This is a genomic window from Nocardiopsis sp. LDBS0036 (genome assembly GCF_041228755.1).
GTDB lineage: Bacteria > Actinomycetota > Actinomycetes > Streptosporangiales > Streptosporangiaceae > Nocardiopsis > Nocardiopsis dassonvillei.
Window position 1 is genome coordinate 3,732,051 of sequence record NZ_CP141103.1, and the last position, 21,168, is coordinate 3,753,218.

16 protein-coding genes are annotated in these 21,168 nt (G+C 73.2%); 3 read left to right on the forward strand and 13 right to left on the reverse strand.

What is annotated here, in order from left to right:
- Positions 1-176 precede the first annotated feature (176 nt).
- On the reverse strand, positions 177-989 hold the full coding sequence (locus UIS43_RS15730) for an NAD-dependent epimerase/dehydratase family protein (RefSeq protein WP_013155410.1): 813 nt from the start codon (positions 987-989) through the stop codon (positions 177-179).
- Positions 990-1,077: 88 nt separating this feature from the next.
- Positions 1,078-1,317 carry a hypothetical protein gene (locus UIS43_RS15735; protein WP_041552921.1) on the reverse strand — a complete coding sequence of 80 codons (240 nt, stop codon included), beginning with the start codon at positions 1,315-1,317 and terminating at the stop codon, positions 1,078-1,080.
- 161 nt (positions 1,318-1,478) lie between these two features.
- Between UIS43_RS15735 and UIS43_RS15740 the strand changes: the two genes are divergently transcribed.
- The 3 genes from UIS43_RS15740 to UIS43_RS15750 all read left to right on the forward strand — a co-directional run bounded on the left by UIS43_RS15740 (position 1,479) and on the right by UIS43_RS15750 (position 4,379).
- Entirely contained in the window at positions 1,479-2,630 is a 1,152-nt protein-coding gene (locus UIS43_RS15740) for a sensor histidine kinase (protein WP_041552923.1), read from the forward strand.
- Positions 2,609-3,307 carry a response regulator transcription factor gene (locus tag UIS43_RS15745; RefSeq protein WP_026338057.1) on the forward strand — a complete coding sequence of 233 codons (699 nt, stop codon included), beginning with the start codon at positions 2,609-2,611 and terminating at the stop codon, positions 3,305-3,307. Before UIS43_RS15740 ends, UIS43_RS15745 begins: the two co-directional genes overlap by 22 nt.
- Positions 3,308-3,452: 145 nt before the next feature.
- A complete protein-coding gene (locus tag UIS43_RS15750; RefSeq protein WP_013155414.1) occupies positions 3,453-4,379 on the forward strand; it encodes a glutaminase in 927 nt (308 codons plus the stop codon).
- 13 nt (positions 4,380-4,392) lie between these two features.
- Here UIS43_RS15750 and UIS43_RS15755 read toward each other — a convergent pair whose 3' ends face one another.
- The 11 genes from UIS43_RS15755 to UIS43_RS15805 form a co-directional block, all read right to left on the reverse strand.
- On the reverse strand, positions 4,393-6,084 hold the full coding sequence (locus UIS43_RS15755; protein ID WP_071622932.1) for a serine/threonine-protein kinase: 1,692 nt from the start codon (positions 6,082-6,084) through the stop codon (positions 4,393-4,395).
- A gap of 330 nt (positions 6,085-6,414) precedes the next feature.
- Positions 6,415-7,674 (reverse strand): cytochrome P450, encoded by a 1,260-nt coding sequence (locus tag UIS43_RS15760; protein ID WP_370013256.1) that lies wholly within the window; start codon positions 7,672-7,674, stop codon positions 6,415-6,417.
- A gap of 374 nt (positions 7,675-8,048) precedes the next feature.
- A complete protein-coding gene (locus tag UIS43_RS15765; protein ID WP_370010534.1) occupies positions 8,049-10,337 on the reverse strand; it encodes a heavy metal translocating P-type ATPase in 2,289 nt (762 codons plus the stop codon).
- A gap of 178 nt (positions 10,338-10,515) precedes the next feature.
- Positions 10,516-10,731 carry a heavy-metal-associated domain-containing protein gene (locus tag UIS43_RS15770; protein WP_013155418.1) on the reverse strand — a complete coding sequence of 72 codons (216 nt, stop codon included), beginning with the start codon at positions 10,729-10,731 and terminating at the stop codon, positions 10,516-10,518.
- 370 nt (positions 10,732-11,101) lie between these two features.
- The gene (locus tag UIS43_RS15775; protein ID WP_013155419.1) at positions 11,102-11,701 is read right to left on the reverse strand and encodes a GNAT family N-acetyltransferase; all 600 of its coding nucleotides are present in this window, start codon (positions 11,699-11,701) and stop codon (positions 11,102-11,104) included.
- A 253-nt stretch (positions 11,702-11,954) separates the two neighbouring features.
- A complete protein-coding gene (locus UIS43_RS15780) occupies positions 11,955-13,448 on the reverse strand; it encodes a sodium:alanine symporter family protein (RefSeq protein WP_013155420.1) in 1,494 nt (497 codons plus the stop codon).
- A gap of 162 nt (positions 13,449-13,610) precedes the next feature.
- Positions 13,611-13,898 carry a GNAT family N-acetyltransferase gene (locus UIS43_RS15785; RefSeq protein ID WP_013155421.1) on the reverse strand — a complete coding sequence of 96 codons (288 nt, stop codon included), beginning with the start codon at positions 13,896-13,898 and terminating at the stop codon, positions 13,611-13,613.
- Between the two features lie 290 nt (positions 13,899-14,188).
- A complete protein-coding gene (gene narI / locus UIS43_RS15790; RefSeq protein WP_013155422.1) occupies positions 14,189-14,941 on the reverse strand; it encodes a respiratory nitrate reductase subunit gamma in 753 nt (250 codons plus the stop codon).
- Positions 14,938-15,672, reverse strand: a complete 735-nt coding sequence (narJ, locus tag UIS43_RS15795; protein ID WP_013155423.1) for a nitrate reductase molybdenum cofactor assembly chaperone — start codon at positions 15,670-15,672, stop codon at positions 14,938-14,940. Before narJ ends, narI begins: the two co-directional genes overlap by 4 nt.
- Positions 15,669-17,435, reverse strand: a complete 1,767-nt coding sequence (gene narH, locus UIS43_RS15800; protein ID WP_370010539.1) for a nitrate reductase subunit beta — start codon at positions 17,433-17,435, stop codon at positions 15,669-15,671. The genes narJ and narH overlap by 4 nt, the downstream gene beginning before the upstream one ends.
- The gene (locus tag UIS43_RS15805; RefSeq protein ID WP_370010542.1) at positions 17,435-21,112 is read right to left on the reverse strand and encodes a nitrate reductase subunit alpha; all 3,678 of its coding nucleotides are present in this window, start codon (positions 21,110-21,112) and stop codon (positions 17,435-17,437) included. Before UIS43_RS15805 ends, narH begins: the two co-directional genes overlap by 1 nt.
- Between the last annotated feature and the right edge of the window lie 56 nt (positions 21,113-21,168).

The window sequence follows — 21,168 nt, forward strand, 5'->3', positions numbered from 1 at the left end:
GCGGGCCGTGGGGCGGGGTCTTTCCGTGCGGTGCGCCGTGCCCTCGCGCGAGCCCGCCGGAAGCGGGCTGTTCCGGCCGTGCTCCGCCGGGAGCGCGCGGGCCCCGTCCCACCGCGCGCCGGTCGCCCGGCGCGCGGCCGGGGCCGCGTGGGGGCCCGGCTCTCAGGAGCGGGAGGTCAGAGCGTGGCCTCGCGGACGAAGCGGCCCAGCGGGATGGGGTCGCGGCCGAGCGCCGCGCGCACGTCCTCGGTGACCTCGGCCGCCCTGCCCCGGACCGCGGCGGCGAAGCGCTCGTTGAGGGTGTCGATGAAGCGGTCGTTCCACCCCCGGTCCGCGGCGCGGAAGTAGAAGCCCGCCTCGTCGACGGCCTTGAACCGCCACACCGGGCTCTCGGTGCCCCGGGTCTGCTTGACCACCTCGCGGAAGGTGAGCGGCTGCGGTCCCGTGAGCGTGTACTCCCTGCCGCTGTGGTCGTCCAGCAGGGCCGCGACGGCGGCGTCGGCCACGTCGCGGGCGTCCACGAAGCTGACCTCGGTCCTCTTCTTGACCGGCAGTTCGAGGCGGCCGTTGCGCGAGCGCGCCAGACCGGCGAACATCCCCTCGGTGAAGTCCTGGAAGAGCCAGTTGGACCGCAGCACGGTCCACCGGCCGAACAGGTCCCTGGCCCGCAGCTCGGCGACGCGCTGGTCGGAGTCCGACGGCGCGTACTCGCTGCCCATGGCGGTCAGGACCACGGCGTTGACGGCCCCGGCCGCGGCGGCCCTCTCCAGGAACCCGGCGACCCGGTCGCCCAGCGCGCTCCCGACCGGTGTCACCACGAGGACGTTCTTGACGCCGTCGAGGATCTCGTCCCAGTTGGAGGTGTCGGTCCAGTCCAGACGGGTCTTCGAGGTGCGGGACGCGCCCGTCGCGGGCAGGCCGCGACTCCTCAGCTGGGTGAGGACGCGGCGGCCCACCATTCCGGTGGCTCCGGTGACCAGAGTGCTCATCGTCTACAAGGTACCGACGCGCGGACCGGACGCGAACCGTCCTCGCCGCGTCGGGCCCGGCGCGGACCCGCGCGGACCGGTCCCGTCCTCAGGCCCGGCTCCGCGGCCGCCGCGCCTCCATCCCCAGGGCCAGGACGGCGCCGACGGCGGCCACGGCCAGGTTGGCGAGCACCTCGTGGCCCTCGAAGGCCGCCACGCGGGGCACGACGAAGCGGTTGAACGAGTTGAGGACCACACCCAGGAACGGCTGGTACCAGAGGTGGTCGACGGCGCCGCTGACACCGACGAGGACGAGCAGGACGCCGACGCCCTGGATGACCTTGCGCATACCCCCGACGCTAGAGCCAGGGCGCGCGCGGCGCATCGGCCGACCGTCCAGCCCCGACCGGGCGCGCGTCGGCCGAACGGCCGAGGGCGCTCGTCCCGCGCCCCGCCCGCTCCCGCCCTCCGGGAACGGTCCCGAACGTAGACTGCACGGCGATGAACGCTATGGCCGGGCGGTGCGGCGCGCGCGACTGGATCGTGGACTCCTCCATCTTCCTGATCGCCCTCCTCTCCGTACTGATGAACGCCGCCGAGTTCCCCCACCTGCCCGTCCGGGAACCGGTCCTGCCCGTGTGGCTCAAGGCCGCCGACGCGGCCCTCTCCCTGCTGGCCTGCCTGGCGCTGTGGTGGCGGCGGCGCTGGCCGGTCCAGATCGCCGTCGTGCTCGTCCTGTACTCCGCCGTCTCCGGTCTGGCCTCGGGCGCGATGCTCATCGCCCTGTTCTCCCTGGCCGTGCGCCGCCCGCCCCGCACCAGCCTGGCGGTGTACGGGCTGAGCGTGGGCGCCTCGCTCGTGCACGCCGCGCTGTGGCCCGACCCGCACGCCCCGTTCCTGGTGATCCTCCTGCTGGGGGCCGCCCTCCAGGGCGCCGTGACCGGCTGGGGGCTCACCGTCCAGCACCGGCGCGAGCTGGTGGAGTCGCTGCGAGACCGGGCCCTGCACGCCGAGACGGAGGCGCAGCTGCGCGCCGAGCACGCCCAGCACCAGGTCCGCGAGGCCATGGCCCGCGAGATCCACGACGTGCTCGGGCACCGGCTGTCGCTGCTGAGCGTGCACGCGGGCGCCCTGGAGTACCGGCCCGACGCCCCCGCCGAGGAGGTGGCCCGGTCGGCGAAGGTGATCCGCGAGAGCGCCCACCAGGCCCTCCAGGACCTGCGGGAGGTGATCGGCGTGCTGCGCGCGCCCGTCGGGGAGCTGCCGCAGCCGACCATGGCCGACCTGCGGCAGCTGGTGGAGGAGGCCGACGAGGCCGGGACCCGGGTGGAGTTCGTGCAGGAGTGCGCCGGGACGGTCCCCGAGCGCACCGGGCGCACCGCCTACCGGATCGTCCAGGAGGGGCTGACGAACGTGCGCAAGCACGCCCCGGGCGCCACCACGCGCGTACTGGTCCGGGGAGCCCCGGGCGACGGCCTGCTGGTGGAGGTGGGCAACGACCCCTCCCCCGGCGCCCCTCCCGCGGCGTCGGGCGGGGACGGCGACGGCCAGGGCCTGGTCGGGCTCGCCGAGCGGGTGTCCCTGGCCTCGGGGCGGCTGGAGCACGGCCCGGACGGTCGGGGTGGCTGGCGGCTGGCGGCATGGCTACCGTGGCCGACATGAGCGAGACGGAGCGGGAGATCGGGGTCGTGCTCGTCGATGACGACGCGCTGGTCCGGGTCGGCCTGGTGATGATGATGGGCGGCGCGCCCGACATCCGGGTGCTGGCCGAGGCCGAGGACGGGAGCGCGGTGGTCGACCTGGTGGCGCGCCACTCCCCCGACGTGGTCCTGATGGACATCCGGATGCCGACGGTGGACGGGCTGACCGCCACCGAGCGGCTGCGGGCCCTGGAGAACCCGCCGGAGGTGCTGGTGCTGACCACCTTCGACGCCGACGAGCACGTGCTGCGCGCGCTGCGGGCGGGCGCGGCCGGGTTCCTGCTCAAGGACACCCCTCCGGCGGAGATCGTGGAGTCGGTGCGCCAGGTGTCCCGGGGCATGTCGGTGCTCTCCCCGGCGGTGACGCGGCGGCTGGTCGAACGGGTGGGCGCCAACGACCGCGGCGAGCGGGCCCTGCGTGCGCGCGAGCGGCTCTCGGCGCTCAACGGCCGGGAGTTGGAGGTGGCCGTGGCGGTCGGCGAGGGCCGGTCCAACGCCGACATCGCCTCGGCCCTGTTCCTGAGCGTGCCGACGGTCAAGACGCACGTGTCGAGCATCCTCACCAAGCTCGGGCTCAACAACCGCGTCCAGGTGGCGCTGCTCGTGCACGACGCCCAGCTCCTGGACGGGAGGGGCTGACCCGCCTTCCGCCGCCTCCGCGGCCGTCCAGCGCCGCCTCACGGCCCCCTCCCGCCCCTCCGCGGCCGTCCCGAGCCATGCCCTGGCCCGTCCTGGGTAGCCGGGGGGTGAAGGGACACCGACACGGAAGGGGGCTGCGGCCGAGGTGAGTGACCGCGACGACTACGCAGAGGTGCTCGACGCCGTCATGGAGAGGGTGCGGTCGCACATCGGCGAGGGCCGGGTCGCCGACTACATCCCCGAACTGGCCAACGTGGACCCGGACGAGTTCGGGTTCGCCGTGGCCACGGTGGACGGCGACCTGTACAGCGTCGGCGACCACTCCCGCACGCGCTTCTCCATGCAGAGCATCACCAAGGTGTTCACCCTGGCGCTGGTGATGAGCAGGTCCGGGGACAGCGTGTGGAAGCGGGTCCACCGGGAGCCCTCGGGCAACTCCTTCAACTCCCTGTACCAGCTGGAGTTCGAGAGCGGTGTGCCCCGCAACCCGATGATCAACCCGGGCGCGCTCATCGTCACCGACCAGCTGCTGTCCGACACCGGGGACGCCGTCGGCGCCCTGGGGGAGCTGCTGTGCGCGGAGACGGGCGACCCCGACCTGCACACGGACAACCTGGTGGCGCGCTCGGAGGACGAGCACGGCGACCGCAACCGGTCGCTGGCCTACCTCATGTCGAGCTTCGGCAACATGCGCAACCCGGTGCCGGAGGTTCTGGACCACTACTTCCGGCAGTGCGCGATCACCGTCAGCTGTGAGGAGCTGGCCCGGGTGGGGCTGCTGCTGGCGCGCCACGGCAGGCGGGCGGACGGCTCCCAGCTGCTCAGCCGCTCCGACGCGCGCCGCGTCATGGCGGTGATGCTCACCTGCGGCACCTACGACGCCGCGGGCGAGTTCGCCTACCGTGTCGGCCTGCCCTGCAAGAGCGGGGTGGGCGGCGGCATCCTCGCGATCGTGCCGGGGCGCTGCTCCGTGGCGGCGTGGGGACCCGGCCTGGACGCCAAGGGCAACTCGGTGACGGCGGCGCTGGCTCTGGAGGCCTTCACCGACATCACCAACTGCTCCGTGTTCTGAGCGCTCCGACCGCTCAGTCGTCCCGGTCGGCCGGTTCGAAGCTGCGGGACATGTGGTCCAGCAGCGCCCGGTTCTGCTCGGGGTCGTCGTTGTCGGCGACCAGGAACAGGGCGTAGCCGATGTCCTCGGTGTGGAAGCCGCGGTTGACGGCGTGCATGTCGCCGTTGCCGAAGGTGAACTCCCAGTCGGCGGCGCTGACGTAGTCCTCCGCCCAGTCGGCCTCCACGTCCTCGATGCCGATCAACTCGTAGCCGCTGAAGTTGTTGCTGCCGACGGGCTCGAACTCGCGCCAGTCGTCCCCGGCGTCGGGGTTGGGGTCGTCGGTCTGGTCCACCAGCAGGTAGCCGCCGTCGGGGTTGCGGAAGTAGACCATGTGGCCCTCGCGCTCGACGTTCCAGCCCTCGGGGACGTCCACGGAGAAGCCGCTGGGGTCCTCGTGGCGGGTGAGGGGCCCCCAGACCTCCTCCACGCCGCCCTCGTCCCGCTCTTCCTCCGACTCCTCGTCCGAGGGCTGCGCGGACTCCCGCGGCGTCTCCTCGGCAGCGGACGCGCTCTCCTCGGCGGGGGGCTCCGACGCCTCCGCGCCGGGGTCGGCGGCGGCCTCCTGGCCCGAGCCGTCGACCAGCCCGGTGTCGGCCCCGCCCGAGCGGTTCATGCTCACCAGGAGGCTGGTGGTGGCGCCCGCGACGAGGAGCACGAACACGGCGGCGGCGACCAGCAGCGTCCGCCGGACGGAACCGGGGCGCCCCTCACGGCGGGGGGCGGCCGGGCCGGGGGCCAGCGGTTCGGCGCGGACGGCCGCCTCCGCGACCTCCTCCGGCTCCGGCGCGGGCACGGTGGCGACCATCGTGGGGGCGACCGTCTCGGGGGTGTCGTCCGCGTCCCGGATCTCGCGCAGCAGGGCGCGCACCTCGCCGACCGACGGCCGGTCCTCCGGGCGCTTCTCGCACAGGGCCTCCAGGACCGGGCGCAGCGGACCGGCGTTGACCGGCTCGGGCAGGTCCTGGGTGACGATGGCGGTCAGCGTCGCCATCGGGGTCGGCCGTTCGAAGGGCAGGGTGCCCTCGACCGCCTGGTAGAGGGTGACGCCCAGGGCCCACATGTCCGAGGCCGGGGTGGCCGAGTGCCCGTGCGCGACCTCCGGGGCCAGGTAGCTCGGCGAGCCGATCAGCAGCCCGGTGCTGGTCAGGTGGGTGGCGCCGTCCAGGTGGGCGATGCCGAAGTCGGTCAGGACCGCGCGGTCGTTGCCCGCGATGAGCACGTTGCCCGGCTTGATGTCGCGGTGCACGATGCCGCGGGCGTGCGCCTCGGCCAGCCCCGCCGCCATCTGCTCGCCGATCCCGGCGGCCCGCCGGACCGGCAGCGCGCCCTCGTCGCGGACGAGGTCGCCCAGGGAGGGGCCGCGGACCAGCTCCATGACGATCCACGGACGGCCGTCCTCCTCGGCCACGTCGAACACCGTGATGATGGCGGGGTGGCTGAGCTGCGCCGCGCTGCGCGCCTCGCGCAGCATGCGGGTGCGCAGCACCTCGACCTCGTGCGGGGGCAGGTTCGGCGGTGTGGTCAGCTCCTTGACGGCGACCGGCCGGTCCAGGAGGGTGTCGGTGCCCTGCCAGACCCGCCCCATGCCTCCGGAGCCGATGACCTCGTCCAGACGGTACCGGTTGACCAGGAGGCGACGGGGGTCGGCTTCGGAACTGTTCATGAAGGCGCTGTTCCTCTGTGCGGAGGGGCGGTGCGGGGAGTACGGGGCGCGGCTGAGGAGGGGCCCCTGGGCGTTAGCGAGTCTAGGATCCCCCGGCCACTGTTGGCGCTCCCCGCCACGGTGTCATGTGTCTTCCCCGGGTGCGGGGCGTTCGGGCGCACGCCCCTGACATGGGCGGATTCCGCCGGGGGCTCCGCGCCGCGCCGGAGCGGCGGGACGGGGATCACCGGGCGTGTCCGTCCGACCCGCGCCGCACGGACGCGTGCGGGGGGCGGCGTCGGCCCTCGCCGCCCCCGGGTCGTCGGGCGACACGGGCGCGCGGGGGCCGCCTCAGGACCCGCGCAGCAGCCGCGCCAGGAGGTTCGGCAGGGACGACCGGCCGCCGGGGGCCCGATGACCGGGCCCGGGCGCGTCGGCCGGGAGCGCCGCCGCCCCGGGCCCGCGGGGCGGGGGCTCCTGCGGGGGGAACTCCACGGGGAGCCGGACGGGGGACCAGGACAGGGCCGACAGCCGCCAGCGCAGCTGGTCGGGCGGGACGGCCAGGCGCAGTCCGGGCAGGCGGGTGAGCAGGACGCGCACCGCGACGCCGACGACGGTGGTCGCCTCCTCGATGGCGGGGCACCGGTGCGGCCCCGCGCCCCAGGCCACGTGCGCCCGGTTGGCGGTCTCCTCCATCCGCTCGGCGTTCTCCCGGGCGAAGAAGTGGTTCGCCGCGGCGAAGGCCATCAGCACGGGGGACCCGGCCCCGATCACCCGGCCGTCGTCCAGGGGCACGTCCACACGCGGGTAGAGGACGGGGAAGTTGGTGATCGGCGGGTCCCGCCACAGCACGCGGTCGAGGGTCTCGGCCAGGGAGGCGTCGGAGGGCGGGGGCGCGCCGGGCCCGGAGGGTCCGGTCAGGCAGGCGCGCAGGACCGCGTCGATCAGGTGCGCGGTCGGCTCGTTGGCGGCGGCGACCAGCAGGAGCTGCATGACCGCCTCCTCGTCGCTGAGGGCGGCGCGGTGCCGGATCATCCGCGTGGTGAGGTCGTCGGCGGGTTCGCGGCGCCTGGCCGCCACCGCCTCCGACAGCACCCGCTCGGCCTCCGCCCCGGACCTCTGCGCGTCCACGCCGAGCCACAGGTCGCGCACGGCGGCGGCCAAGCGCGTGCCCTGCTCCTCGTCGAGGCCGAGGAGGTCGTTCATGACCAGCGGCGGCAGCACGCGCGCGTACTCGCCGAGGAGTTCGGCCCGCCCCCGCGCGCGGAACTGGTCGATGAGCCGGTCGGCGTAGCGGCTGGTGGTCCGGCGCAGGCGTTCGGCGCCGACGCCGCCGAGGACGTCGGTGAGGACCCCGCGGTAGCGCTCGTGCTCCGCGCCGTCCACGTACAGGGCGCTGGCGCGGGGGGCCAGCATCGGTGTCAGCGCGGAGCCCGGGCCGACCCGCCCCTCGCTGAGGTCGCGCCACAACCTGGAGTCGTGGCTGAACGCGGTGGTGTCCCGGGACCAGGAGATGAGGGTGGCGTAGTCGGTGACCAGCCATCCGTGCACGCCGGGTTCGATCTCGACCGGGACCACGGGCCCGTGGTCGGCGCGCATCCCGGCGTACACGGAGTAGGGGTCGGGGTGCGGCTCGTTGCGGTGCAGCGCGGCTCGGGGACATCCAGAGGACACGGGTACCTCGGTTGGGGGGATCGGGTACGGGCTGGTCCGCGCCCCCCACGCGGGAGGTCGGGGGCGGGGGGACTCGGCGGCCGGGGCGGGGACCGCGCGTGCGGGAGCGTACGGGCACGGCGTCGCGCGGGCACGCCCGGACCGTGCGGCCTCGCGCAACCCTAGCGGCCCGCCCCGGACGGGCGCGAGACCCGCCCCCGCGTCCTCCGCAGAGGCGGAGGGCCCCTCGGGACCGAGACGGCCCCCACGACCGGGGGGAGGGACGCGGATGCTCCCCGCGCCCCTCCCCCCTCCGTCCTCCGGTACGCCGGTCAGGAGTCGGCGGCCCCGTCCCGCGCCAGCGGGCGGAACCGGCGCAGCCGCTGGCTGTTGCTGACGACGAAGACGCTGGAGAAGGCCATGGCGGCTCCGGCGATCATGGGGTTGAGCAGCCCCGCCGCCGCCAGCGGGATCGCGGCGGCGTTGTAGGCGAAGGCCCAGAACAGGTTGCCCTTGATGGTGCTGAGGGTCCTGCGGGAGAGGCGGATGGCGTCGGCGGCGGCGCGCAGGTCGCCGCGCACCAGGGTCAGGTCGCTGGCCTCGATGGCCACGTCCGTCCCCGTGCCCATCGCCAGCCCCAGGTCCGCCTGGGCCAGGGCGGCGGCGTCGTTGACCCCGTCGCCGACCATCGCCACCGTGCGCCCCTCGCCCTGCAACCGCTGCACGACCTCGACCTTGTCGCGGGGCAGGACCTCGGCGACCACCTCGTCGATGCCGACCTGGTCAGCCACCGCACGGGCCACCGCACGGTTGTCCCCGGTGAGCAGGATCGGGGTGAGCCCCAGCTCGCGGAACCTGCGCACGGCCTCGGCGCTGGTGGGCTTGACCGTGTCGGCGACCACCAGCACGCCCCGGACGCGGCCCTCCCAGCCCACCGCCACGGCGGTGCGGCCCTCCGCCTCGGCGTCGGCGAGGGCGGCGGCCAGCCGCTCGGGCAGAACGGCGCCGTCCTCCTCCAGCAGCGCGACCCGGCCGACGGCCACGGCGCGGCCCCCGACGGTCCCCCGGACTCCCAGGCCCTCGGCGTTGGCGAAGTCCCCGGGGGACGGGAGCGCGCCCACGCGGTCGGCGGCCCCGGCGGCGACCGCCCGCGCGATGGGGTGCTCGGAGGCGTTCTCCAGCGCCCCGGCCAGGCGCAGGACCTCGTCCTCGTCCTCGCCCTCGGCGGTGAACACGCCGGTCAGGGTCATCCGGCCGGTGGTGACGGTGCCGGTCTTGTCCAGCACGACCGTGTCCACGCGCCGGGTGTCCTCCAGCACCTCGGGGCCCTTGATGAGGATGCCCAGCTGGGCGCCGCGCCCGGTGCCCACCATCAGGGCCATGGGCGTGGCCAGGCCCAGGGCGCACGGGCAGGCGATGATGAGCACCGCGACCGCGGCGGTGAAGGCGGTCGGGGCGGACGCCCCCAGCACGAGCCAGACGACGAGCGTGGCGAGCGCGACGAGGATGGCGATCGGGACGAAGACCCCGGAGACGCGGTCGGCCAGGCGCTGGACCTCGGCCTTGCCGTTCTGGGCCTCCTCCACCAGGCGCGCCATCTGGGCGAGCTGGGTGTCCGAGCCGACCCGGGTGGCGCGCACGACGAGGCGCCCGCCCGCGTTGACGGTCGCGCCGACCACGGAGTCGCCGGGGGCGACCTCCACCGGCACCGACTCACCGGTGAGCATGCTCATGTCCACGGCGGAGGTGCCCTCCTCCACCACGCCGTCGGTGGCCACCTTCTCCCCCGGCCGGACGAGGAAGCGGTCGCCGACGACGAGCCGGTCCACGGGCACCGACTCCTGTCGGGAGTCCGCGCCGCGCAGGACGGTGGCCTCCCTGACCCCGAGTTCGAGCAGGGCGCGCAGGGCGGCGCCCGCGCGCCTCTTGGAGCGGGCCTCGAAGTACTTGCCGAGGAGGATGAAGGTGGTGACCCCGGCGGCCACCTCCAGGTAGATGTTGCCCGACCCGTCGCCGCGGGCGACGGTGAACTCGAAGGGGTGGGTCATCCCCGGCATGCCCGCGGTCCCGAGGAACAGCGCGTACAGCGACCACAGGAACGCCGCCGACACCCCGAGGGAGACCAGCGTGTCCATGGTGGCGCTGCCCAGCCTGAGGTTCTTCCAGGCGGCGACGTGGAAGGGCAGCGCGCCCCAGACGACCACGGGCGCGGCCAGGGTCAGCGAGGCCCACTGCCAGTGGGTGAACTGCAGGGCGGGGATCATCGCCATCGCGATGACCGGTACCGACAGGACCGCGCTGACGATCACCCGGTCGCGCAGCGCGCGGGTGGGGTCGGCGGGTTCCGCGGCGTCCTCGGCCGCCTCCGGTTCGGTCCGGGGGACGGTGGCGGTGTAGCCCGCCTTCTCGACCTGGGCGACGAGGTCCTCCACCGGGGTGGGCGTGCCGTCGAAGGAGACGCGGGCCCTCTCGGTGGCGAAGTTGACGGTGGCGGTGACCCCGTCGAGCTTGTTGAGCCGTTTCTCGACCCGGTTGGCGCAGGCGGCACAGGTCATGCCGCCGATGTCCAGTTCGACCGGTGCGGTGTCGGCCCGGCCCGCCGCGGCTGCGCTGCTGCTCATAGCCCTTCCTCGGTCCTCCGTGACGTCCCCGTGCTCTCGTGGACGGTCCTGCGCTCCGGGGCCGGGCGGCCCCGGAGCCCGGTGCGGGCGGACGTCCCGCCCGCGCGCCGGAACTCCCCCGCGGGCCGGGGTCGGCGGTGCGCCGTTCCCGTCCGGACCGCGGGGTCCGGTGTGCGCGTCAGCCGCGCACCTCGTACCCGGCCTCGTCGATGGCGGCGCGGACCGACGCGTCGTCGACCGGGCCGTCGCTGGTGACGGTCACCTTCTTGCTGTCGAGGTCGACCTTGACGTCGGTGACCCCCGCGACCCCGCTGACCTCCTCGGTGACGGAGTTGACGCAGTGTCCGCAGCTCATGCCGTCAACGGTGTAAACAGCGGTGCTGGTGGCAGCCATTTCGCCTCCTGGGGCATGTGTGCTGTACCGGTCCTGCTGGGACCGGTCTCCGATGCACTCAACATACCCCTTGGGGGTATGGTGCTGTCAAATGTCCGCCGAGCGCGCCGCCCCCGGAAACGACGAAGGCCCCCGCACGCGACGTGCGGGGACCTCGGGCGGCGGCCACGGGGACCGGGGAGGCGTTCGGCGCCCCGGCGGGCGGTCCGGATACCCTCCCCCCGTTCTCCGGGGGCGGCCCGTGTTCGGACCGGAGAGCGGGGCGGCGGGTGGACCGGACTGCGCGCGGCGGGGCGGCCGGAAGCTGGAAGGGGGACGGGGGGTCGGGGGCGGGACGCGGATCAGGAAAAGGGGAAAGAGGAGACGGGGACTACTCGGTTTTGAGTTCCAGGCGGGCGACCACGCGTTCGCTCACGTGGTGGTTGTTCAGCGTGAACCCCGCCCTGCGGAACATCTCCACCGTCCCCGTGTAGACCTCGGCGCTGGGCGCCCGCCCTCCGGCGGTGTCCACCGGATAGGCCTCCAGGACGCGCGCGCCGTTGGCCCGGGCGTACTCGATCGCCCCGTCCAGCAGGCGGCTGCCCAGGCCGCGCCTGCGCCGACGGGGCGGGAGCCAGAAGCAGACCAGCGACCACACGCCGGGCTCACGGGGATCGGCCGGGCGCAGGGACCGCGACCGCGACAACCGGATGAAGTCCTCCCGGGGTGCCACGGACACCCACCCGCAGGGGCCGTCCTCGTCGTAGGCGAGCAGGCCGGGCACCCGCCCGTCCAGGGTCAGGCGCCGCAGCTCCTCCTTGTTGTCCACACCGCGCTGGGAGCGGTCGCAGGAGGTGCTCGCCGTGTGGTCCTTGGCCCGCCTCCGGAAGAAGGTGCACCAGCAGTGCCCGTAGGCTCCGGTCGGTCCGAACAGGTTCTCCAGGTCTTCCCACCGCTCGGCGGTGGCGGGCTCGATTGAGACGATGGACATCGGACTCCCTCGACGAGACACACGGGCCGCCACAACTGTGATCCAGCACACTAGCGATTATTCGCCGTGACCGAAAGAACACAGATGCACTGAAAAGCCTTACCTGGTGGGTTCTGTCATCTAATGACCCGTTGAAGACGCCGGTGGGGCGGGGGATGCGTTCTCCCCCGCCCCACCGGCGAACGGACCGGAACCCCGTCCGGGGCACGGGACGGCTCGGGGCCCGTGCGGCGCGGGCCCCGACCAGCGGCCCTCAGACCTTGTCGGTCTCGGCCGCAGCCTCCCTCTCCCTGGGCTCCCAGCACTCCACTCCGCGCAGGTCGGGCAGCCGGTCCCGCGTGAACACGGGGTCGATGCCCTGGCGCCGCTGGTCGTTGTAGTCCTTGAGCACCCGTGCCGCGATCGCGGCCAGCGGTGTGATGGCCACGAGGTTGATCAGCGCCATCATGCCCATGGTCGTGTCCGCCAGCGTCCAGACCAGGTCGATCGAGCCCAGCGAGCCGAGGAAGCTGGCCACGAGGAAGACGATCTTGTAGCCGAGCATGACGCGCCGGTCGGCGGTCAGGTACTCCAGGTTCGATTCGCCGTAGTAGTAGTTGCCCAGCACCGACGTGAACGCGACCAGGAGGATGATCAGCGTCATCAGGTGCAGCGCCCAGGGGCCCAGGGCCTCGGTGACCGCGATCTGGGTGAGGTCGCCCTCCAGCTCCCGCTCGGAGCCGCCCTCGTAGCCGATGAGGATGATGAAGGCCGTGATGGAGCAGACCACGAGGGTGTCGAAGTAGACGCCGAGGGTCTGCACCAGGCCCTGCTTGGCGGGGTGGGTGACGGCGGCGCTGGCCGCGGCGTTGGGAGCCGATCCCAGGCCCGCCTCGTTGGAGAACATGCCCCGGCGCACGCCCTGGATGATCACCGTGCCCAGACCGGCGGCGGCGAACTCGCGGATGCCGAAGGCGTGCTCGAAGATGAGCGCGAACATCCCGGGGACGCGCTCGAAGTTCATCCCCACGATGATGACGCCCATGATCAGGTAGATCAGCGCGAAGGCCGGGATCAGCGCCTGCGCGGTGTTGGCGATCCTGCGCACGCCGCCGAAGATCACCATCGCGGTGACCGCCACGAGCACGACCCCGACCGCGGCCGACAGCCCCAGGCCCGCGTCCACGTTCATGTTCTGGGCGGAGTTGGTGACGGCCCCGGCGATGGTGTTGCTCTGCACGGCGTTGAAGACCATCGGGAAGGTCAGGATGAGGACGATGGCGAAGAGCACGCCCATCCAGCGCTGGCCCAGGCCCTTCTCCATGTAGTAGGCCGGTCCGCCCCGGTAGCCGGTGGAGTCCCTGACCTTGTAGAGCTGGGCCAGGGTGGACTCGACGAAGCTGGCCGCGCAGACCACGATCGCCATCGTCCACATCCAGAAGACGGCGCCCGGGCCGCCCAGGGAGATGGCGACGGCCACGCCGACGATGTTGCCCGTGCCGATGCGGGCCGCGGCCGAGATCATGAACGCCTGGATGGAGGAGACCGCCTTGCCCCCGTCAGGAGCGGTCTCGGGCTTGCTCTTGAGCACCCGGAACATCTCCGGGAGCATCCGGATCTGGACGGCGCCCGTCCGGACGGTGAGGTAGAGGCTCACCACCACGAGGAGCGGGATCAGGATCCAGGACCAGAAGAAGTCGTTGTTGAACGTCGCGATGGCGTCTGTCAGACGCGCGTCCAGGGTTGGCGCTTGGTCGGCAGGCAACACGGGGAGGGGCTCCTTCGCTCCATAAAAGGACAACCGCTCCCACATACCCCTGAAGTACGCAGAATCACCATCCGGGACATGCCGTGCCCGGATGGTGATGTCCCCGTTATCCGCCTCCGGTCCGCGGAGCCGCCCCGGAGGACCCCGCGCGCGGCCGCGGGCTCAGCCCTCGTGGACCAGGTCGGCGTAGGACGGGTTCTTCTTGAGGTAGGCCCGCGCGAAGGGGCAGATCGGCACGATCTTGAGCCCCCGCGACCGGATGTGGTCCAGGGAGTCGCGCATGAGGCGGCTCGCCACACCCTTGCCCTCGAAGGAGGGGTCGACCTCCACGTGCGGCAGGGCGTACACGCCCTTGTCGATCAGGTGGTAGGCGGAGAACCCCACCACCGCCCCGTCCGCGCTCACCTCGTAGCGCGAGCGCTCCGGAACGTCGACGACCGTCAGGTCCATGGCACTCTCTCCCACTCCCCGTGTTCGCGCACGCGGTGTGCGCGGGCCAATGACCACGTTCCCACACATAACCGCCGCGCACACCCCGGTCACGCGGTGACCGTCCGTGACCGGGACGGGCCGCGGTCCGCCCGGACCGCCCCGGCCGGACGGGCGGCCCGGGCCATACGGGGCCCGAGCCACACAGGCGGCCGGGTCACACGGCGGGCCGCACGGACGGCCTCGGCGTCACGGGAGACCGGACCGCACGAGAGACCGGGCCGCACTGGCGGGCCGCACGGGCGGCCGGGTCACCAGCCCCGGCGGGCGGGCCGCTCCGCCTGCCCCGAGGCGGTCGGGTACCGGTCCCGCGTGCGGTAGACGACGTAGGGACGGAAGAGGTAGCCGATCGGCGCGCTGAACGCGTGCACCAGGCGGGTGAAGGGCAGCAGGGCGAACAGCCCCAGGCCGACGAGGGCGTGCAGCTTGTACGGGGCCTCGGCGGCGGACATCGCCGCGACGTCGGGCTGGAGCACCCAGATGGAGCGGAACCACGGCGACACCGTCCGCCGGTAGTCCTGGGTGTGCCCGCCCGCCACCTCCACCCCGGCGAAGTAGGCGGTCATGCCCAGCCCGGTGACGATGGCCAGGACCAGCACCAGGTACATCAGCTTGTCGTTGCGCGTGGTGGCGCTGAACACCGGCCCCGTCGTGCGGCGGCGCCAGATCAGCAGGACGATCCCGCCGAGCGTGCACACCCCCGCCACCAGCCCGAGCGACAGGGCGGTGACGTGGTAGACGGTGTCGGACACCCCGAGCGCCCGGGTCCAGCCCTCGGGCACGAGCAGCCCCACCGCGTGGCCGCCGATCACCAGGAGCAGGCCGATGTGGAACAGGGGGCTGCCGATCCGCAGCAGCCTGGACTCGTACAGCTCCGACGAACGGGTGGTCCAGCCGAACCGGTCGTACCGGTACCGCCAGACGAGGCCGCCCACCACCAGGACGAGGACCGCGTAGGGCAGGACGCCCCACAGCAGCAGGTCGAGCGCGCCGTACCCGTTCACCGCTCCTCCCGGTCGTACCCGGGGGCCTCGGTCCGCGGCAGCGGCGCCCGCACCCCGTACGGTTCCAGGCCCACGTCCTCGGCGGGCGGCCCCTGGGCCGCGAGCCTGCGCACGGCTTCCAGGTCCCCGCGCTCCTGGGCGGGCAGGGTCATGCGGACCGCGTCCACGATCCGCGCGTAGGGCGTGCCGTGGTCGTGCAGGGTCCGGGCCATCAGCTCCAGACCCGGCCGGAAGCGCAGCAGCAGGGCCTCGCCCGCGCGCGCGTCGCCCCGGGCCGCGAACTCCAGGACCACCGCCAGGTGGTCGGGCAGCTCGCGGTTCTCCACCCGCCACCCGGCCTCGGCGTAGACGCGCTTGATCTCGGCCAGGGCGTGCCCCCTGCGGCGGGTGTCGCCGTCGGTGTAGTAGGTCATGTGCAGGGTCCTGCGCCTGCGCAGGTCGAACACGTCCACGTAGTGCTCGCACAGCTCCAGTTCGGAGACGGTGGAGGCGTGGTCGCAGAACTCCTGGAGCGCCGCGCGCACCCCTCCCCTCGGCAGCTCGGCGACCGCGCGGGCTACCAGCGGCAGGCGTTCGAAGAAGGCCTGGTCGGGGTAGCCGAGCAGGACCGAGGCGGCCTGGTGGGTGACCGCCACGCGGTGCGCCCGGCGGATGGCGCGCGCCTCCCCCAACCAGCCCGTACCGCTCCGTACCGTCCCGTCCGCTCCCCCTGCGTCAGCGGTGGTGCTCATCCTCTCCCCCTCCTCGGCGGCGCGGTCTCGCCGCCACCGCCGCCTTCGTCGTCACCACCCCGTCGGGGTGGGAAGAGCCCTGCGGGTCGGCCGTTGCCGTCCCAGTTGAGGAGGTTGACCCGGCCGCTCGTGTCCGCCTGGGAGTCGCTGGTCTGGCGGGTGCGCAGGGCGTGGAAGTTCTCCACGGTCGCCGCCTGGGGCTGCCCGGAGGCCTCGCCGAAGGGCACGCCCCCGCCCATGCCGCCCATGCCCGGCCCGCCCTCGAAGTCGAGGCTGCACCCGATCTCGTCGATGACCCCGCGGTCGGCCTCGTCCACCCCGTAGGCGGTGGGGATGACGTAGCGCTCGTCGTACTTGGCCAGGGCCAGGAGCCGGTACATGTCCTCGATCTCGGTGCCGGTCATCCCGACGGAGGCGGCGATGGAGTCGTCGCGCTCCCGGCCCAGGTTGATCCGGCGCATGTGGGAGCGCATGGCCGCGAGCCGCCGCAGGACCAGGTCCACGGGGCCGGTGTCGCCCGCGGTGAACAGCTCGGCCAGGTACTCCACGGGGATGCGCAGGGTGTCGATGGCGGCGAAGAGGTTGTCGGCGTCCTCGCCGTCGTGCCCGGTGGAGGAGAGCGCGTCCACCACCGGCGACAGCGGCGGGATGTACCAGACCATCGGCATCGTGCGGTACTCCGGGTGCAGCGGCAGCGCCACCCGGAAGCGCTTGGCCAGCGCGTAGACCGGGGAGCGGGCGGCCGACTCCACCCAGCGGTCGGGGATGCCGTCGCGTCGGGCCGCGGCGCGCACGGCCGGGTCGGTGGGATCGAGGAACACGTCGAGCTGGGCGCGGTACAGGTCCCTCTCGTCCGCCACCGACGCCGCCTCGCGGACCCGGTCGGCGTCGTAGAGGACCACGCCCAGGTAGCGCAGCCGCCCCACGCACGTCTCGGAGCAGACGGTGGGCATGCCCACCTCCACCCGCGGGTAGCAGAACGTGCACTTCTCGGCCTTGCCCGTCTTGTGGTTGAAGTAGACCTTCTTGTAGGGGCAGCCGGTGACGCACATGCGCCAGCCCCGGCAGCGGTCCTGGTCGACCAGGATGATGCCGTCCTCGACCCGCTTGTACAGGGCGCCGCTGGGGCAGGCGGCCACGCACGACGGGTTGAGGCAGTGCTCGCAGATGCGCGGCAGGTAGAACATGAAGGTCTCCTCGAAGGAGAACCGCACCTTGTCGCCGAGCCTGCGCACGATCGGGTCCCGCCGGGTCAGCTCCGGTCCGCCGCCGAGGTCGTCGTCCCAGTTGGCGCTCCAGCTGACCTTCATGGGCTCGCCGGTGAGCGCCGACCGGGGCTCGGCCACCGGGAAGTCGTCGCCCAGGGGCGCGTTGGTCAGCGTCTCGTAGTCGTAGGTCCAGGGCTCGTAGTAGTCCTGGAGGGAGGGCATCACCGGGTTGGCGAAGATGGTGGCCAGCCGTTTGAGCCGCCCGCCCGCGCGGGGCTTGAGCCGCCCCCTGGCGTCGAGGACCCAGCCGCCCTTCCAGCGCTCCTGGTCCTGGTAGGTGCGCGGGTAGCCCTGCCCGGGCCGAGTCTCGACGTTGTTGAACCACACGTACTCGACGCCGCTGCGGTTGGTCCAGGCCTGCTTGCAGGTGACCGAGCACGTGTGGCAGCCGATGCACTTGTCCAGGTTCATCACCATGGCGACCTGCGCCATGACCCTGCCGACCGGCTGCTCCCCTCCGGAGCCGCCGGTCCCGCCGCCGTGGGCCTGTGCCATCAGTAACGCACCTCCGTGGTCCGCTTGCGCACGACGGTGACCTCGTCGCGCTGGTTGCCGGTCGGGCCGAGGTAGTTGAAGGCGTAGGAGAGCTGCGCGTAGCCGCCGATGAGGTGGGTGGGCTTGACCAGCAGGCGCGTGAGCGAGTTGTGGATGCCGCCGCGCCTGCCGGTGGTCTCGGACTTGGGCACGTCGATGGTGCGCTCCTGGACGTGGTACATGTACACGGTTCCGGCGGGCATCCGGTGCGAGACCACCAGCCGCGCCACCACCACGCCGTTGCGGTTGACCGCCTCCACCCAGTCGTTGTCGGCGGCGCCGATCGCCTCGGCGTCGGCGGGGCTCATCCAGATCGTGGGGCCGCCGCGGGAGAGGGTCTGGAGCAGCAGGTTGTCCTGGTACTCGGAGTGGATCGACCACTTGGAGTGCGGGGTCAGGTAGCGCACGACCACCTCGCGCTGGCCGGTCGGGCCGAGGCGGGGCTCGCCGAACAGGCGGCTGATGTCGAGCGGCGGCCGGTAGACGGGCAGGGCCTCGCCGAACTCGTGCATCCAGTCGTGGTCGAGGTAGAAGTGCTGGCGGCCGGTGAGGGTGTGCCAGGGCTTGTCGTGCTCGACGTTGATGGTGAACGGCGAGTACCGGCGGTCGGGGGCCTCCTTGCCCGACCACTCCGGGCTGGAGCCCACCGCCGTGGGACCCCGGCTCGCGTCGGAGAAGACCACCCGGCGCTCGGCGGCCTGGTGGATCAGCTCGTCCATGTCGGTGCCGGTGCGCTCGGCCAGGAGGCGGAAGCCCTGCGCGGCCAGGCGGCCGTTGCTGGTGCCGGACAGCGCCAGGATCATCTCGCAGGCCTTGACGTCGGTGTCCAGGGAGGGGCGTCCGTCGGTGACCCCGCCCCGGACGGCGCCGTTGCGCTGGCGCAGCCACTCCACCTCCCGGTCCGGGGTGAAGGACACGCCCTTGACCGGCAGCCCCTTGGACTCGGCCAGAGGTCCCAGGGCGGCCAGCTTCTGCGCGACCTCGGAGTAGTTGCGGCGCACGGGCACGACGGCGGGCATGGTCCGGCCGGGGACGGGCCGCACGCCCTCCGCCTTCCAGTCCGGCGGGACGCCGTGCGGCTGGGCCAGCTCGCCGGGGGTGTCGTGCTGGTGGGGTACGGCCACCAGGTCGGTGACCTCGTCCAGGTGGTCGGCGGCCAGCGCGCTGAACGCCTTCGCCAGGGCGTGGAAGGCGTCGAAGTCGGTGCGGGTCTCCCAGGGCGGGTCGATGGCCGGGTTGAACGAGTGCACGTAGGGGTGCATGTCCGTGGTGGACAGGTCGTACTTCTCGTACCAGGTCGCGGCGGGCAGCACGATGTCGGACAGCAGGGTCGTGCTGGTCATCCGGAAGTCGATGGACAGCAGCAGGTCGAGCTTGCCCTCGGGGACCTCCTCTCGCCAGGTGACGTCGGCGGGCCGGTCCGCGGGCCCGGCGGGTTCGGCCAGCAGGTTGGAGCGGGTGCCGAGCAGGTGCTTGAGGAAGTACTCGTTGCCCTTGGCCGAGGAGCCGAACAGGTTGGACCGCCACACGGTGAGGACCCGGGGCCAGTTGGCGGGGGCGTCGGGGTCCTCGGCGGCGAAGCGCAGGTCACCGCTGTGGAGCTGGTCGGCGACGTACTCCGCGGGGTCCTGCCCGCGCTCGCGCGCCTCGCGTCCCAGGTCGATCGGGTTGCGGTCGAAGGTCGGGTAGGAGGGCATCCACCCCATGCGGGCCGATGCGGCGACCAGGTCGGCGGTGTGCTGGCCGCGCACCCGCCCCGGGCCGAGCGGCGAGGCGAGGGCGTCGGCGCGGTAGGTGTCGTAGCGCCACTGGTCGGTGTGCAGGTACCAGTAGGAGGTTCCGGCCATGAAGCGCTGCGGCCGGGTCCAGTCCGCGGCGGAGGCGAACGCGGCCCACCCCGCGGAGGTGCGGCACTTCTCCTGGCCGACGTAGTGGGCCCAGCCGCCGCCGTTGACGCCCTGGCAGCCGGTGAGCAGCAGCAGGGACAGGAAGGCGCGGTAGGCGTTCTCGCCGTGGAACCACTGGTTGGTGCCCGCGCCGAGGATGATCATGGCCCGGCCGCCGGACTCCTCGGCGGTGGCGGCGAACTCGCGGGCGATGCGGGCCGCCCGGTCGGCGGGTACCCCGGTGAGTTCGGCCTGCCAGGCGGGCGTGCAGGGCTCGGCGGCGTCGTCGTATCCGGTGGGCCAGGTGCCGGGCAGGTCGTGCCGGTGCACCCCGTAGTGGGCCAGGACCAGGTCGAAGACGGTGGTGACGAGGCGTCCGCCGACCCTGCGGACCGGGACGCCGCGGGTGAGTACCCCGGCCGTGCCGCCGGGGGTGTCGAAGCGGTTCAGGGCGACCTCGGCGGCCTCCCCGCCCTCCGCGTAGAGGGTGAGGGCGGGGACGCGGCCCTCCAGGTCCAGGTTCCACCGTCCGGTCCCGGCCTCGCCCCAGCGGTGGCCGACGGTGCCGTTGGGCGCGACGGGGGCGTCCTCGCCCTCCGGCCAGAACACCGGCTTCCACTCGGCGTTCTCCCCCGTGTCCCCCAGGTCGGCGGCGGTGAGGAACTTGCCGGGGACGAGGCGGCCGTCGCGGCTGTCCAGGGCCACCAGGAACGGCAGGTCGGTGTAGCGGCGCACGTAGTCGTCGAAGCGCGGCGTGGTGCGGTCGACGAACCGCTCCTTGAGGATCACGTGCCCCATGGCCATCGCCAGGGCCCCGTCCGTGCCCGGGTGGGGAGCCAGCCACTCGTCGGCGAACTTGGTGGCGTCGCTGTAGTCCGGGGAGACGACCACCACCTTCTGGCCCCGGTAGCGGGCCTCGGCCATCCAGTGGGCGTCGGGGGTGCGGGTGACGGGGACGTTGGAGCCCCACAGCACCAGGTAGGCGGCGTCCCACCAGTCACCGGACTCGGGGACGTCGGTCTGGTCGCCGAACACCTGCGGCGAGGCCACGGGCAGATCGGCGTACCAGTCGTAGAAGGACAGCATGGAGCCGCCGAGCAGGTTCACGAAGCGCGCGCCCACGCCGTGGGAGACCATCGACATCGCGGGGATCGGCGAGAACCCGGCGACGCGGTCCGGTCCGTACCTGCGGATGGTGAGCACGTGCGCGGCGGCGGCGATCTCCAGGGCCTCGTCCCAGGTGATCCGGACCAGCCCGCCCTTGCCCCGGGCCCGCTGGTAGCGGGCCCGCCGGTCGAGGTCGGTGGTGATCTCCTCCCAGGCCGCCACCGGGTCGCCCAGACGGGCGCGCGCCTCGCGGTACATCCGCACGAGAACGCCGCGCGCGTAGGGATAGCGGACACGGGTGGGCGAATAGGTGTACCAGGAGAAGGCGGCGCCGCGCGGACATCCGCGCGGTTCGTATTCGGGGCGGTCCGGGCCGACCGATGGATAGTCGGTGGCCTGCGTTTCCCAGGTGATGATTCCGTCCTTGACGTAAACGTCCCAGGAACACGAGCCCGTGCAGTTCACGCCGTGCGTGGAACGGACCACGCGGTCGTGGCTCCACCGGTCGCGGTAGAAGGAGTCGCCCTGGCGGCCACCCTTCCTGACCTGGGCGCGGTCGCCGTCCAGCGGCTCGGAGCGGGTGAGGTGGTTGCCCAGCGCCAGAAGGGCGTTCCCCGCGCCGCCTTTTTTGCTTTCCGCCGCCATACGGACAACACCCCATTTACCGTTCCTTGGCCCCCAGCGGGGACGCCGGGCCAGAA